Source organism: Neohoeflea coraliihabitans (assembly GCF_019334345.1).
GTDB classification, from domain to species: domain Bacteria; phylum Pseudomonadota; class Alphaproteobacteria; order Rhizobiales; family Rhizobiaceae; genus Pseudohoeflea; species Pseudohoeflea coraliihabitans.
Genome location: NZ_JAHWQX010000001.1, coordinates 301,949 through 316,536 on the forward strand (window position 1 = coordinate 301,949; position 14,588 = coordinate 316,536).

A 14,588-nucleotide genomic window follows, 5' to 3' on the forward strand; every position below is an offset into this window, starting at 1 on the left:
GGCCCCTAATCGCCCATCGTCTCGAGGCTGGCGAAACTCTCCGCCGCGCCATCGGCCCCGAACGGGGTTGTCACCTCGACGAAATCATCCGGATAAAAACCGTTGAAACGCGTGCGCAAGGCCAGCGAATACGCGCCGATATGGCCGATTTCGATCCAGTCACCGGTGTCGATTGTCTCCGGCAGCCAGAACGGCCGCGACAGGATATCGACCGAATCGCAGGTTGCGCCGCAAACCTTGAAGGGCGTGACCTTGCTGGCATCGCCGTTGCGCGACCGCCGCGCCGGATCGGGGATAAAGCGCGCCGGCAGGGTGATCTTGCCGGTCCAGCTGTCCGACAATGAGGCCCATATGCCATCATTGATGTAAAGCCGCCGTCCCTTCCGCAACAAGACGCGGACAATCAGCGAAAAGGCGCGTGCGACGATGACCCGGCCCGGCTCGGCTGTCAGCGGAAGCGTGTCGAATTCCCATTCGACGATGTCCCTGCGCAGTTGCCCCATCAGATCCTCGAGCGGCGGCGTCGGCTTGTTTTTGCGGGCCGGATCATCGCCGTACCGCGCCGGAAACCCGCCGCCGACATCCAACCCGGCCAATGCGACACCGGCGCGATTGCGCACCCAGTCGGCGGAGCGCAGAGCGGCCTCGTAGCTTTCGGTCTCCTCGACCTGGCTGCCGACGTGAAAACAAAGACCCACCTTGAAGCCGATGCGATCGAGCCGGCGCACCAGATCGACAGCATGGCCAGGCGCTGCACCGAACTTCTTCGACAATTCGTAAGCGGCATGTCCCTTGGTGGCCAGGCGCACATAGATGGTCATCGAACCCGGATCGAGATCGAGCGCGCGCACGATGCGCAGCACCTTGGCGATCTCGTCTTCGTGGTCGAGCGACATAACGCGGATGCCGTATTGTTCCAGCGCCAGGCGAATGTCCGACTGCGCCTTGACCGGATGCATGTACAGCATCTCCGCGTCCTGCGAGGCGGCACGCACGGCTGCAAACTCGCCGGGTGAAGCGACATCGAAGATCTTCACGCCGGCTTCGACGAGCGCTTTCAGCACCATCGGCTCGCCATTGGTCTTCACGGCATAGGCGGTATCGCCTGGAAACAGGCTCATGAATTGCTGCGCATCCTCCCGCAATACTGCAGGCCGGAAACAATAAAGGGGGTGATCAGGACGCAACTTCAGGGCCGCTTCGGTTCCGGTCGCAAAGATGCGCATGTGGTCTCCCTCTTCTTCGGTCGTCATGGCAGATTGCGGGCGCCGGAATGCAATCTGAAATAGTGCAGCCGGCTCGTCCGTCGAGCCTGCCACCTGTTTCACTATCGTCAGTTTGCCGCCAACCGCAAATTGTTTGGCACCCGATGGATCTTGCCGGGGGTTCTCGTGTGGTTTTCGGGTGGTCTGCGAGTTCGATTCGAGGCACAGATCCATCAGCCGGCGATTCCGGGTCTGCCCTCGGCGACCGCACACCGCTCACCTCTTGCGACCCGCAGCCCGCGGCGCCGTCCGCTCAGGAGATTTAAATGTCAATCGCGCCGATCGCTTCGACCGCCACCACCCCGATGCGCTCGATGAACGCCTTCAGTTGGTCCCTGCTTGTGCTGCTCGGCCTGATCTGGGGCGCCTCCTTCTATTTCGCCCGGGTAGCCGTGCCTTACGTTCCGCCGATGACCCTGGTGTTTCTGCGCGTCGCCATCGCTGCGCTTGCCTTGCATCTGGTCTTCGGCCGGACACCCGGGTTTTACAGTCAGCTGCGCCGGCGGGCATTTGCCTTTCTGGTGCTTGGCCTGCTCAACAACGCCATCCCCTTCACGCTGATCTTCACCGGCCAGACGGTGATCGGCGCCGGCCTGGCCTCAATCCTCAACGCCACGACGCCGCTGTGGACCGTCTTGATCGCCCAGGTGCTGACCAGCGATGAGAAGATCTCGCCCAACAAGCTCATCGGTTGCGCCCTCGGCCTTGCCGGCACAGCGGTGCTGATCGGCCCTGCAGCATTCGATCTGCGCGCCGCGCCGCTCTGGCCGATGCTGTGCATCATCGCTGCCGCAATCTCCTATGGCTTTGCGGTGATCTGGGCGAAACGTTTTCGCGACATGCCGCCGCGCAGCATCGCCACCGGCCAGTTGACCGCTTCCAGCTTTCTGATGCTGCCGCTCGCCGCCTTCTGGGATCAGCCCTGGCACCTGCCTGCGCCGCCGCCCGGCGTCCTTTTCGCCATTCTCGCCCTGGCGCTTGTTTCGACAGCGTTCGCCTACATCCTCTATTTTCGTATCCTCGCCCGCGCCGGTGCCACCAACGCCTCGCTGGTCACCCTTCTCGTGCCCCCCTCGGCCATCCTGCTCGGGGTCCTGCTGCTGGGTGAAAGCCTGTCGATCGGCGAATTCAGCGGGCTGCTGCTCATTGCGCTCGGGCTGTTGATCCTCGACAATCGTCTCGTTGTCCGGCGCCGCCGGAAATCCTGAAGCCCGCCGCAATCCTGCAGGAATGAGAAAATTTGATGCCCGCACCAGAACCGATATCGCTTTCCGCACTTCTTCAGGCGCGCGACAGCGGCCAGACGGCGCCGCCCGAGATGGTGGCGCAGGCCAGCGAGGCCATCCGGACGAAAGACGACGACATCGTCGCCTTCACCCATGTCGAGAATAGACCGGCGATCAGCAACGGCGCGCCGCTGTCGGGCATTGCCATCGGCATCAAGGATATTCTCGATACCGCCGACATGCCGACAGGCTATGGCTCTGAGGTCTTTGCCGGCCACCGCCCACGCACCGACGCTGCCGTGGTGGCGCTGGCCCGGCGCCGTGGCGCAACAATCATCGGCAAGACGGTCACTACCGAATACGCCTTCTTCGAGCCCGGCCCGACGGTCAATCCTCACAACACCAGCCACACGCCCGGCGGCTCGTCCTCCGGGTCCGCGGCAGCGGTCGCAGCGGGGATGGTGCCCGCCACCATCGGCACACAGACGGGCGGCTCAGTGCTGCGCCCGGCCGCCTATTGCGGCATTGCCGGTTACAAACCGAGTTTCCGCCTGCTACCGGCGACCGGCATGAAGCATTTCGCACCGTCGCTCGACACCGTCGGCCTGTTCGCCGCCACGGTCACCGACGTTGCGCTTTTCGCCGATCTGTTGACCGGCCGCGACCTGCGCGTCGCGAGCGACCCTTCCCTCCGTCCCGCCGACATCCGCATCGGCCTGTATCGCTGCTCAGAATTGCCGACGGCCGATGCCGCCATGCAGGCGGCGCTCGAGACCGCCATTGCGGCGGCACAGGCGGCCGGCTTCACGATCATTCCCGTCGAGGAGCCGGACGTGCTCAAAAAGGCGCGCGCCGCCCACTCCCCGCTGCAGGCCTTCGAGGCCGGCATGAGTTGCGGCCCGGACCTGGCACTCTTCGAAGACCAGCTCAGCCAGCGCCTCAAGGACGTCATTCGGGAAGGTCAGGCCATGGCCCCGCAAGCCTATGATACGGCCCGCCGCGATGCCAAGCGCGGCCGCATGGCCACCGCCGCGCTTTTCGATGACATCGACATCCTCCTGACCCCGTCGGCGCCGGGACCCGCACCGCGCGGTCTTGCCTCCACGGGTGATCCGCGCTTCAACAAGCTGTGGACGCTGATGGGAACGCCAAGCATCAGTATTCCCGCATTTTCAACGGCGGATGGCTTGCCCCTCGGCATACAGGCCGTTGCCCGCTTCGGCGACGACCGCCGGCTTCTCAAGGTCGCGGCGCATCTCGAAAAGGTGTTCCGCACTGCCGCATGAATTGCGATCCCGACCGGCAAAACTGCAATTTGCTGCAAATCCTAACAAATTGTGAAGAACCGATTTTTATGCTCTTATTCAGGTGCTTGAAGCCCGGCTGGAGCATGGAAATACCGGTTTAAGCTGCAATGCAGCATAAAATTCGCTTTTCCTCGCGCCCGCTCCGCCCTTAGTATGCCCTCTCCAACGCAAGGAGGTCCGCGATGGGATTTACACAATCTGTCAATGCCCTGGTGATCTGTGCAGCGTTTATCTTCGTCGGAGCCATGCTCTTCATCTAGGGCAGCGTCTGGCCAGCGCCGTGCGGCGGCGGGCTCAAAGGCAACGCGAAAATGGAAAGAGTTTACGGGAGCGCTTCGGCGCTCCCGTTTTTTGTGCCCACGCTCCCGGGCAATTGCCGCAACCGCAGAGCTGGGCACTCATCCTCAAGGGTCGGCGAAAGCCGGATCAGGCGGCAGCGCCCATGCCGCCCGACTTGCGGCTCTTCTGCGCGGTGCCGTCCTTGTTGCCGCGCAGGCCAAGAATGTGGCAGATGGCATAGACGAGCTGCGCGCGGTTCATCGTGTAGAAGTGAAAATCATCGACACCGCGCTCGATCAGATCGTTGACCTGCTCGGCGGCCAGCGCCGTGGCGACGAGCGCCCGGGTTTCCGGGTCGTTCTCCAGTCCTTCGAACCGATGTGCCAGCCGCGCCGGCACCGAAGCGCCGCACATCGAGGCAAAGCGCGACACCTGGCCGAAATTGTGGATCGGCAGAATGCCGGGCACGATGGGGATGAAAATGCCCGCCTTGCGCACCCGCTCGACATAGCGTTCATAGTGGTCGTTCTCGAAGAAGAACTGCGTGATCGCACGGCTTGCCCCGTTGTCCACCTTGCGTTTGAGCATGTCGATGTCGAGCGCGTAATCAGGGCTTTCGGGATGTTTCTCCGGATAGGCCGCCACCGAGATTTCGAAATCATCGATCGCTTTCAGGCCGGCCACCAGTTCCGCCGCATTGCCGTAGCCGTCCGGATGCGGAACATATTTGGCGCCGATGCCGCCCTGCGCATCACCGCGCAGAGCCACGAAATGCTTGATCCCGGCCGCCTGAAATTCCCGCGCCACCGCATCGACCGCTTCGCGTGTCGCACCGACGCAGGTCAAATGCGCCGCCGCCGCCAGGGCGGTCTCCTCGGCGATCCGCGATACGGTGTTCAGGGTCGGCTGTTTCGTCGAGCCGCCTGCGCCATAGGTCACTGAGACGAAATCGGGATTAAACGGCGCCAACCGCGAAATGCTTTCCCACAAGGTCGCTTCCATGTCGCCGCTTTTCGGCGGAAAGAATTCGAACGAAACCTTGATCCGGTCGGCTGCGATCGGCGAGGCGGAGCGGGAAGACATATCAGGCAGTTCCTGTCGCAAGAAAAGTGGGTTGGGCAATCAGCAGACGCGGGTCGCGCGCCAGCCAGAGCGTAACGGTCAGTTCGCCGGCATCCTCCGGGCGCGGCGGCAGATCAACGATCTCCTCGACCGCCAGGCCGACCTGGGTCAGCCATTCACCGACGGTCTCCTGCGCGAAGCCTAAACGCGCATGCGCATGTTCGCTGCGCAAGTCCTCGTAGCTGTGCGGCGCGAAATCGATGATCAGCAGCCGCCCGCCGGGACTGAGCATGCGCGCCGCCTCGCGAATGGCAGGCAGCGGATCATGCAGGAAGTGCAGCACCTGGTGGATGGTAACGACATCGAACGTCTCGCGTTCGAGCGGCAGATTGTAAATGTCACCCTGACGCACCGACGCATGCGTGACGCCCGATGCGTCGAGCCGGCTGCGCGCGATCGCCAGCATGTCACGGCTGGCGTCGACACCGATGCCGCGGCGGTACCGGTCTGAAAGAAGGTTGAGAATCCGCCCGGTCCCGGTTCCGAGATCCAGCAGAGCATTGAACGGGTTGCGCCCGAGGATGCGCAGGATCTCCGCTTCGACCACGTCTTCCGGCACGTGCAGCTTGCGCAATTCGTTCCAGCCGTCGGCATTGGCGGAAAAATAAGCCTGCGCCCGGTCCGCTCGCGCCTGCTTGATCGCCTTGAGCCGTTCGCCGTCCCGCTCGATCACCGCATCGTCGGGCGTCATTGCCGCCAGGATGCGCCGGATCAGGCCGGCGCGCAGTCCGTCGCCGACAAGACGAAAATAGGCCCAGGCACCCTCCTGGTAACGCTCGACCAGTCCCGCCTCGCCCAGAAGCTTGAGATGCCGCGAAATGCGCGGCTGCGACTGCCCGAGAATTTCCGTCATCTCCGACACCGTCAAGTCACCGGAGGCCAGCAGCGCGATCAGTCGCAGGCGCGTCGGCTCGCCCGATGCCTTGAGGACATCAACGCATTGCTCAAGACCGAGCGTTCCGGGGTGAGAACCCCGGTTCTGCTCTGCATCGGGCCAATCTGCGGAAGACAACGACATGCACACCTCGGAAATGATATAAACATATCTTTATGTCATTTTGACGAAAGAGGCAAGTCGTCCTGCGGCGTTTTCCGTTTACGCGTTCCGTTGGCACACGCACGGGCCCGACCGATCAAGCGCCGAGATCGGCCACAGGTCGCTCAGCCATTATTTGCGATGAGGGAAGGAGGCAGACGTTAAAAGTGACGGTCAGGGCCGGTAGATCCATTGTTCGGGCACATGCACCTTCACCGCCTCGCCGGCCTCGATGACCCCGGCTTTCTCAACGACCGCAACCAGGCCGCGGCGGCGGCGCGCATGCCGCGGGAAGGCCAGCGCCAGGCTTTGCGCATCATGCTCCGGGTAGCGCGCGGCGATGGCACTGCCAGCCAGCCGGCAGGGCGCATTCATGCCGTCGATCCGCAGTGTGACGCCACCGGCAAAGAACAATTGCGTGCGCGGCGGCAGGAAGGAAAACTGCCGGATGCCGGCGATCGCCATGTTGGCGCCGATCCATTCCGGCGCAATGTGCGCAATGCCCATATCCGCCGCGATCACCGCCAGCTCAGCCTCGCAGACCAGGCTGACCTGCCGCTCGTTGCACATCTCGGTGCCACGCGGATACCACGGCTCGCGCCCGCCGGATCGGCGCGTATGCCCGTAATGATGATCGCCGACAATGCCGCCGAGATCGACTTCCAGCCGCGCCACCGCGGCAGTCTGCATGTGCCCATCGCGCGCCGCCATCAGGCGGGTCGCCGCAGCCATAAGCCGCCGTGCCGGAACGATCTCCGGCAGCCGCTCCTCAGCCTCGGGCATCAGATCGGGAAACAACGATTCGACTGGCAACGCGCCCGGACGATTGTACATCGCGGCAGATCCCCCTTGGCTCCCCCCACCGGGAGCGATGCGAATCTCATAGAACGCGGCGGCGTGATGCACCAATCAACATTGGTGATCGAACATCGCCGCCGCTGAAGGTGCGCCTCTAGCGCGTCAGGCGCTTGTAGGTCACCCGCTTCGGGTTGACGCTATCGGGACCCAGCCGGCGAATCTTGTCGGCCTCGTAATCCTCGAAATTGCCTTCGAACCATTCGACATGGCTGTCGCCTTCAAACGCAAGGATGTGGGTCGCCAGCCGGTCGAGGAACATGCGGTCATGGCTGATGATCACCGCGCAGCCGGCGAAATTCTCCAGCGCTTCTTCCAGCGCACCGAGAGTCTCGGTGTCCAGGTCGTTGGTCGGCTCATCGAGCAGCAGCACATTGCCGCCCTCTTTCAGAAGTTTCGCCATGTGCACGCGGTTGCGCTGGCCGCCCGACAGCGTGCCGACCTTCTGCTGCTGATCGCCGCCCTTGAAGTTGAAGGCGCCGCAATAGGCGCGGCTGTTGACCTCATGCTTGCCGAGCTTCAGCACATCGTTGCCGCCGGAAATCTCTTCCCAGACGGTCTTGTTGGCGTCGAGCGCGTCGCGGCTTTGATCGACATAGGACAAATCGACCGTCTCCCCGACCGTGATGGATCCGGAATCGGGCTCTTCCTGGCCGGTGATCATCCGGAACAGGGTCGTCTTGCCGGCGCCGTTCGGGCCGATGACGCCGACAATGCCGCCGGGCGGCAGCTTGAAGCTCAGGTCGTCGATCAGCAGCCGGTCACCGTAGCTTTTCGAGATGCCCTCGACATCGATCACCGTGTTGCCCAGGCGCTCGCCTGCCGGAATGACGATCTGCGCCTCGCCGGGACGCCGTGCATCGGCGGCCCGCACCAGTTCGTCATAGGCCCTGATGCGCGCCTTCGACTTGGCCTGCCGCGCCTTCGGCGAAGAGGCGATCCATTCCTGTTCGCGCGACAGCGTCTTCTGCCGGGCCGCCTCCTCGCGGCCCTCCTGCTTCATCCGCTTGGCCTTGGCTTCGAGATAGGCTGAATAATTGCCTTCATAGGGAATGCCGCGCCCGCGATCGAGCTCGAGAATCCAGCCGGTGACATTGTCGAGAAAATAGCGGTCATGGGTGATCATCAGCACCGAGCCGGGATATTCGCGCAGATGCTTTTCCAGCCACGCAATGGTCTCGGCATCGAGATGGTTGGTCGGCTCGTCGAGCAGCAGCAGGTCCGGCTGCCGCAAGAGCAACTGGCACAGCGCCACCCGGCGTTTTTCGCCGCCCGACAGCTTGTCGACCGAGGCATCCGCCGGCGGACAGCGCAGCGCTTCCATCGCCATTTCCACCTGGCTGTCGAGATCCCACAGGTTCTGGGCATCGATGATGTCCTGCAGCCGCGCACCCTCGTCCGCCGTCTCGTCGGAATAGTTCATCATCAATTCATTGTAGCGGTCGAGGATCGCCTTCTTGCCGGCGACGCCTTCCATGACATTCTCGACCACGTTTTTCGACTCATCGAGATGCGGCTCCTGCGGCAGGTAGCCGCGCGTCGCCCCCTCGGCGATCCATGCCTCGCCCGTATATTCGTTATCCAGCCCGGCCATGATCCTGAGCACCGTCGACTTGCCGGCGCCGTTCGGTCCGAGAATACCGATCTTGGCATCCGGGTAGAAAGACAGGTGGATGTTCTCGAGAACCTTCTTCGAGCCGTAGGACTTGTTCAGGCCGGACATGTGATAGATGAACTGGCGTGCCATGGTGCGCGCGTGCTCCACAAGAATGCGAGGGAAAATCTGCCGCTCATTTAGGCGATTTGGCATCTTGGTGCAATGGCAGCCCGCTTGACGAAAGCGCGCCCGCCCCGTCATCTGGCGCAATGACCAATACGCCCTTCCCCGCCACCCCCTTTGTCAGCCCGACCGGCGCGACGCTTGCCCTGCGCCATTGCCCGGCCGCTGCGCCGGCGTCTGGTCAAGCGCGTGGTATCGTGCAGATCAACCATGGCCTTGCCGAGCACGCCGCGCGCTACGCGCGTTTTGCCGGCTTTCTGGCCGCGCGGGGTTATCATGTCTACGCCCATGACCACCGCGGCCATGGCGGCACCCGTGCACCGGACGCCGCCCCCGGCCTGTTTGCCAGGGAGGACGGGGTCGCCAAGGTGCTTGCCGACATTGCCGCCGTGCATGCCGAAATCCGCCGTACGCATCCCGGACTGCCGGTCATCTGCTTCGGTCATTCCATGGGCGGCCTCATCGCGCTGAATTACGCCGAGCAGCATCCCGGCAACCTAGACGGGCTGGCGGTCTGGAACGCCAATTTCGACGCCGGAGCTGCGGCCATTGCCGCGCGTGCCATTCTTGCCACCGAGCGCTTTTTCCTCGGCTCCGATGTGCCGAGCCGCATTTTGCCGCGCCTGACCTTCGAGGCCTGGGGCAAGGCCGTGCCGGATGCCCGCACGCCCTTCGACTGGCTCAGCCGCGATCCGGCCGAGGTGCAGGCCTATATTGATGACCCGCTGTGCGGCTTCGAGCCGACCGTCAGCCTGTGGCGCGACGTTTTTGCTTTGGTCGCCGCCGGCCCGAAGAACCTCGATCGGCTCCCGCCCGGCCTTCCGGTCCAGCTTGTCGGCGGCGCTGCCGATCCGGCAACCAGCAATGGAGCCGCCGTACAGGCCCTGGCCCGACAATTGCAAAAATCCGGACAGAACGATGTCAGCCTGACCATTTTGCCCGACACCCGCCATGAGAGCCTGAACGACATCAATCGCACCGAAACAATGCTGCTGTTCGCCGACTGGGCCGACACCGTCGTGCGCCGGCAATGACCGTCGTTTGCGCAGGCCAGGACAGCGCCGCTGACCCCGGCGGCGGTCGGCGCTGCGAGCGGTCGCCGCAAACAATTTTGGCCGGGGTCTTGTTTCGGACACGATTATAGCCCATCTATGTCCAATCGAACTTTCGGCCGAACGACACCGAACGACTATTTTTGCGTTTTGCGCAGTCTGACGTTTCTTCTACCCTGATTTCGACACCACCGTCCGCGGTTGCACCAGGCAGACAGCCAAAGCAGTCAGGGACAAACGCCAGCACTTGCAGTCAAAGGAACACGCAAAATGGCTACCGGTACCGTTAAATGGTTCAATTCCACCAAAGGCTTCGGCTTCATTCAGCCTGACGAAGGCGGCAACGACGTTTTCGTCCACATCTCCGCCGTCGAGCGCGCTGGCATGCAGACGCTCAATGATGGTCAGAAGATCAACTATGAGCTCGTGCAGGACAAGCGCTCGGGCAAGTCGGCTGCAGACAATCTCAGCGCCGCCTAATATGCGCTGACGCCGGTTCGCGCCTGTCAAGTCACGGATGTACTGGCAGGCAGGCCGCTGAACAAGGCGATAGCGCGCGGCGCAGATGGAAGGCGGGGTTCATCCCCCGCCTTTTTTCTTGTCTTTTTTCCACGTGGCGGCACCCGAGGGGCACCTCACCAGGAGACATCACCTATCCCGCTTCTCTCATGCCTGTTTCTCCACACCCTGCGCCACTTTCTACCAATGACCCGTCTCTCAACGCCGCCGATTTTGCGGCTTGCCAGCCCATCGAGACGTGGTGTAGCCATTCAGACAACCTCCTCTGATCAAGGCGAACCTGTTTATATTTCGATCGCGCCCTACCCTTTCTCCGACAGTGATCGCAGATAAAAAGGAATGGCATCGTGGACATGCTGGCTGAACTCTTCTCCGTCGAACATCTCATCACCTTCCTGGTGCTGACCGCATTGGAGACGGTGCTCGGCTTCGACAACCTTCTCTACATTTCCATCGAGGCGCAGCGCGTGGCCCCCGAGCGCCAGGCCATGGTGCGCCGCTGGGGGATCATCCTCGCCCTCGTCCTGCGTATTGTCTTGCTGTTCATCGTCCTGCAATTGATCGAGATGTTCCAGGAGCCGCTGTTTTCCGTGGACTGGGGCGGCATCGTCAAGGGAGAGGTCTCCGGTCATGCCCTCATCGTTCTCGCCGGCGGCGTATTCCTGATTTACACGGCGTTGAAGGAAATCACCCACATGATGAGCCTCGAGGAGCACGAAAAGAGCAGCGAGCGCCGCGGCCCGGGGTCCGTGAACAAGGCGTTGTTCCTGATCGTTGCCATGAACCTCGTCTTCTCGTTCGACACCGTGTTGTCCGCCGTGGCCCTGACGCAGAACTTCATCGTCATGACCGCCGCAATCGTCGTCTCCGGCATCCTGATGGTGCTGATGGCCAATACGGTCGCCAACTTCCTCAAGCGCAACCGCATGTATGAAGTGGTCGGCCTGTTCGTTCTGCTGCTTGTCGGGATCATGCTGATGAGCGAAGGCGGCCATCTCGCCCATCTTGCTTTCTTCGGCTACGACATCGTCGCCATGTCGAAGGCCACCTTCTACTTCGTCCTGGTCACCATGGTGCTCATCGAGATCGTTCAGGGCCGCTACCAGCGCAAGCTGATGCAGGAAAAAAGGCGCATGCTTGTCGATCAGCTGGACGACGACGGTCCGCAGAGTGTCTGACGCGCCGCTGAAAGGCGTGCGGGTCATCGAATTGGCCCGCATCCTCGCCGGCCCCTGGGCCGGGCAGTTGCTCGCCGATCTTGGCGCCGATGTCATCAAGATCGAAAAGCCCGGCAGCGGTGATGACACAAGGCAATGGGGACCGCCCTTCGTCAGCGGCGCCAACGGCGAGAACCTGTCCGCCGCCTATTACCATTCCACCAATCGCGGCAAGCGCTCGGTCGCCGTCGATATCGCAACGCCCGAGGGCGCCGAAACCGTGCGCCGGCTCGTCGCCGATGCCGACATTCTCATCGAGAACTTCAAGGTCGGCGGCCTGGCGAAATACGGGCTCGACTATGCCAGCCTGAGAAAGCTCAACCCGCGTCTCGTCTACTGCTCGATCACCGGTTTCGGTCAGACTGGCCCCTATGCCAGCCGCGCCGGCTATGATTTCATCATCCAGGCGATGGCCGGCATGATGTCGATCACCGGCGAGAAAGATCGCGAGCCGCAAAAGGCCGGCGTGGCGATATCCGACATCTTCACGGGGCTTTATGCGGTCATTGCCATCCAGGCCGCCCTGCGCCACGCCGAGCAAACCGGCGCCGGCCAGCACATCGACATGGCCCTGATGGATACCCAGGCCGGCATTCTCGGCAATCAGAATCTCAACTATCTCGTCTCCGGCATCGCCCCGATCCAGATGGGCAACGCCCATATGAACATTGCGCCCTACGAGGTGTTTCCGCTTGCCGATGGACACGTCATCCTGGCGGTCGGCAATGACGGTCAGTTCCAGCGCCTGTGCGCCCTTCTTGATGCCGAGAACCTTGCATCCGACCCCGATTTTGCCACCAATCCGCTGCGTGTGAAATCACGCGAGCGGCTGCGTGCAGAGTTGATCGACCGTCTTGCCAATTGGACCAAAGCCGCGTTTCTCGCCGCCTGCGAAGCACACGCGGTTCCCGCCGGCCCCATCAACACGATTGCCGAAATGTTCGACGACCCGCAGATCAAGGCGCGCGGGTTGCAGATGCAGATTGCGGACCGGGATGGAACCGCGATTCCCGCCGTGCGCGCGCCGATCCTGCTGCCTGCTTCTCCGCTTGTTTATGACCGCCCCAGCCCGAGGCTCGGCGAACACACGGAGGAGGTGCTGGCCGAACTTGGCGCGAAAGCTGGAAAAGAACTGGACGAGGATCAATGACCGAGAACAAGCGCACTGGCGGACAGCTGATCGTCGACTGTCTTGCCGCCAACGATGTCAGCCATGCCTTCTGCGTTCCCGGCGAAAGCTATCTCGCAGTGCTCGACGCCCTGCACGACAGCACGATCGAAACCATTGTCTGCCGCCAGGAAGGCGGCGCCGCGATGATGGCCGATGCCTGGGGCAAGATGACGGGACGGCCGGGCATCTGCTTTGTCACGCGTGGCCCCGGCGCCGCCAATGCCACCGCTGGGCTGCACATCGCGCGGCAGGACTCCACGCCGATGATTCTGTTCATCGGCCAGGTGCAGCGCGACGCGCGCGAGCGCGAGGCCTTCCAGGAAATCGAGTACCGCCGCGCACTCGGCGAATATGCCAAATGGGTGGCCGAGATCGACGACGCCGCGTGCATCCCGGAATTTCTCGCGCGCGCCTTTCGCGTCGCCACGTCCGGACGGCCCGGACCGGTGGTCCTGTCCATGCCCGAGGATATGCTGCGCGATGTCGTCGAGAGCCCGGTGGTGCCGCGCGCCGCCCCGCCGGTGGCAATCCCTCCGGCGCCCTCGCAGATGAGTGACCTGGCGCACCGCCTCGACCGCGCCGAGCGCCCGCTGATCATCCTCGGTGGATCCGGCTGGACGGCAAAGGCCAAGGGTGCCATCGAGACACAGGCCGAGAAGGCCGCTTTGCCCATATGCTGTTCCTTGCGCCGGCAGATGCTGTTTGACCATCTGCACCCCTCTTATGCCGGAGATGTCGGCATCGCCATCAATCCGGCTCTGGCCGAGGAAGTCAGAACTGCAGACCTGATCGTCCTGGTCGGCGGCCGCATGTCAGAAATGCCCTCCTCCGGCTATACGCTCCTGGATATTCCCTATCCGGCGCAGGATCTGATCCATGTGCACGCCGATGTCGGCGAACTGGGCCGTGTCTACCAGCCATCTCTCGCCATTTGCGCCGATCCGGCGAGCTTTGCCGAGGCGTTTGCGGCGCTCGATCTTGATGAGCCGAACCCGGCGCGCGCCGAGCGCACGGCACGCATGCACCAGGCCTATCTCGACTGGTCGACACCGCCGCTTGAAGGGCCGGGCAAGGTGCAGATGGGCGCCGTGATGGCATGGCTGGAAGACAACCTGCCGCCCGACGCGATCCTCACCAATGGTGCCGGCAATTACGCCACCTGGGTGCATCGCTTCCACCGCTTCCGCAATTTCGCCAGCCAGGCGGCGCCGACCTCCGGTTCAATGGGTTACGGACTGCCCGGCGCCATTGGCGCGGTGCTTGCCAATCCCGAGCGCCTGACCATCGCCTTTGCCGGTGACGGCTGCTTCCTGATGACCGGTCAGGAGTTCGCCACGGCTGTGCACTACCGCCTGCCGATCATCGTCATTGTCGTCAACAATGGCATGTATGGCACCATCCGCATGCACCAGGAGCGCGACTACCCAGGCCGTGTCAGCGGCACCGGCCTGACCAATCCGGACTTCGCCGCCTATGCGCGCGCCTTTGGCGGCCATGGCGAGACAGTCGAAACCTCCGGCGAATTCGCAGCGGCATTCGAACGGGCCCGCCAGTCCGGCCTTCCGGCAATCATTGAAATCCGCCAGGACCCGGAGGCCATCACCCCGGCCCGCACGCTCTCCGATATCCGTGATGCCGCGCGCCCCTAGCGCGCGTGGTTGCAACAGCGATTGGCGTTTCCTATCTGTCTGTTTGCATAGTCTTGAACCGAGCCGGCTTCGGCGCCCCATCCTCCCCGAAGAGTTAAAGCGACAGGATC

General features: G+C 63.0%; 12 protein-coding genes. 7 read left to right on the forward strand and 5 right to left on the reverse strand.

Going from position 1 to position 14,588, the window contains the following annotated elements; all coding sequences use genetic code 11:
• Positions 1-5: 5 nt before the first annotated feature.
• Positions 6-1,226 carry an alanine racemase gene (locus tag KY465_RS01465; protein ID WP_219200722.1) on the reverse strand — a complete coding sequence of 407 codons (1,221 nt, stop codon included), beginning with the start codon at positions 1,224-1,226 and terminating at the stop codon, positions 6-8.
• A 305-nt stretch (positions 1,227-1,531) separates the two neighbouring features.
• On the opposite strand from KY465_RS01465, the gene KY465_RS01470 reads away from it, so the two are divergent.
• Positions 1,532-2,473, forward strand: coding sequence for a DMT family transporter (locus KY465_RS01470; RefSeq protein ID WP_428982909.1), 942 nt, complete (start codon positions 1,532-1,534; stop codon positions 2,471-2,473).
• 35 nt (positions 2,474-2,508) lie between these two features.
• On the forward strand, positions 2,509-3,777 hold the full coding sequence (locus KY465_RS01475; RefSeq protein WP_219157702.1) for an amidase: 1,269 nt from the start codon (positions 2,509-2,511) through the stop codon (positions 3,775-3,777).
• A 447-nt stretch (positions 3,778-4,224) separates the two neighbouring features.
• Here the strand turns inward: KY465_RS01475 and metF are convergent, their stop codons facing one another.
• From metF to ettA, 4 genes are all read right to left on the reverse strand, one after another.
• Positions 4,225-5,160, reverse strand: a complete 936-nt coding sequence (gene metF, locus KY465_RS01480; protein WP_219157704.1) for a methylenetetrahydrofolate reductase [NAD(P)H] — start codon at positions 5,158-5,160, stop codon at positions 4,225-4,227.
• Position 5,161: 1 nt separating this feature from the next.
• Positions 5,162-6,217, reverse strand: a complete 1,056-nt coding sequence (locus tag KY465_RS01485; RefSeq protein WP_219157706.1) for an ArsR/SmtB family transcription factor — start codon at positions 6,215-6,217, stop codon at positions 5,162-5,164.
• A 192-nt stretch (positions 6,218-6,409) separates the two neighbouring features.
• A complete protein-coding gene (locus KY465_RS01490) occupies positions 6,410-7,069 on the reverse strand; it encodes an MOSC domain-containing protein (RefSeq protein WP_219157708.1) in 660 nt (219 codons plus the stop codon).
• 118 nt (positions 7,070-7,187) lie between these two features.
• A complete protein-coding gene (ettA, locus tag KY465_RS01495) occupies positions 7,188-8,837 on the reverse strand; it encodes an energy-dependent translational throttle protein EttA (RefSeq protein ID WP_219157710.1) in 1,650 nt (549 codons plus the stop codon).
• A gap of 119 nt (positions 8,838-8,956) precedes the next feature.
• Here ettA and KY465_RS01500 point away from each other — a divergent pair, with 119 nt between their 5' ends.
• The 5 genes from KY465_RS01500 (at position 8,957) to KY465_RS01520 (ending at position 14,478) form a co-directional block, all read left to right on the forward strand.
• Positions 8,957-9,904, forward strand: coding sequence for an alpha/beta hydrolase (locus tag KY465_RS01500; protein WP_219157712.1), 948 nt, complete (start codon positions 8,957-8,959; stop codon positions 9,902-9,904).
• A gap of 288 nt (positions 9,905-10,192) precedes the next feature.
• Positions 10,193-10,402 carry a cold-shock protein gene (locus KY465_RS01505; protein WP_219157714.1) on the forward strand — a complete coding sequence of 70 codons (210 nt, stop codon included), beginning with the start codon at positions 10,193-10,195 and terminating at the stop codon, positions 10,400-10,402.
• Between the two features lie 392 nt (positions 10,403-10,794).
• Positions 10,795-11,619, forward strand: coding sequence for a TerC family protein (locus tag KY465_RS01510; RefSeq protein WP_219200725.1), 825 nt, complete (start codon positions 10,795-10,797; stop codon positions 11,617-11,619).
• Positions 11,612-12,808: a CaiB/BaiF CoA transferase family protein gene (locus KY465_RS01515; RefSeq protein WP_219200728.1), complete on the forward strand. Its 1,197-nt coding sequence runs from the start codon at positions 11,612-11,614 to the stop codon at positions 12,806-12,808. Before KY465_RS01510 ends, KY465_RS01515 begins: the two co-directional genes overlap by 8 nt.
• Positions 12,805-14,478, forward strand: coding sequence for a thiamine pyrophosphate-binding protein (locus KY465_RS01520; protein ID WP_219157716.1), 1,674 nt, complete (start codon positions 12,805-12,807; stop codon positions 14,476-14,478). Before KY465_RS01515 ends, KY465_RS01520 begins: the two co-directional genes overlap by 4 nt.
• Positions 14,479-14,588 lie beyond the last annotated feature (110 nt).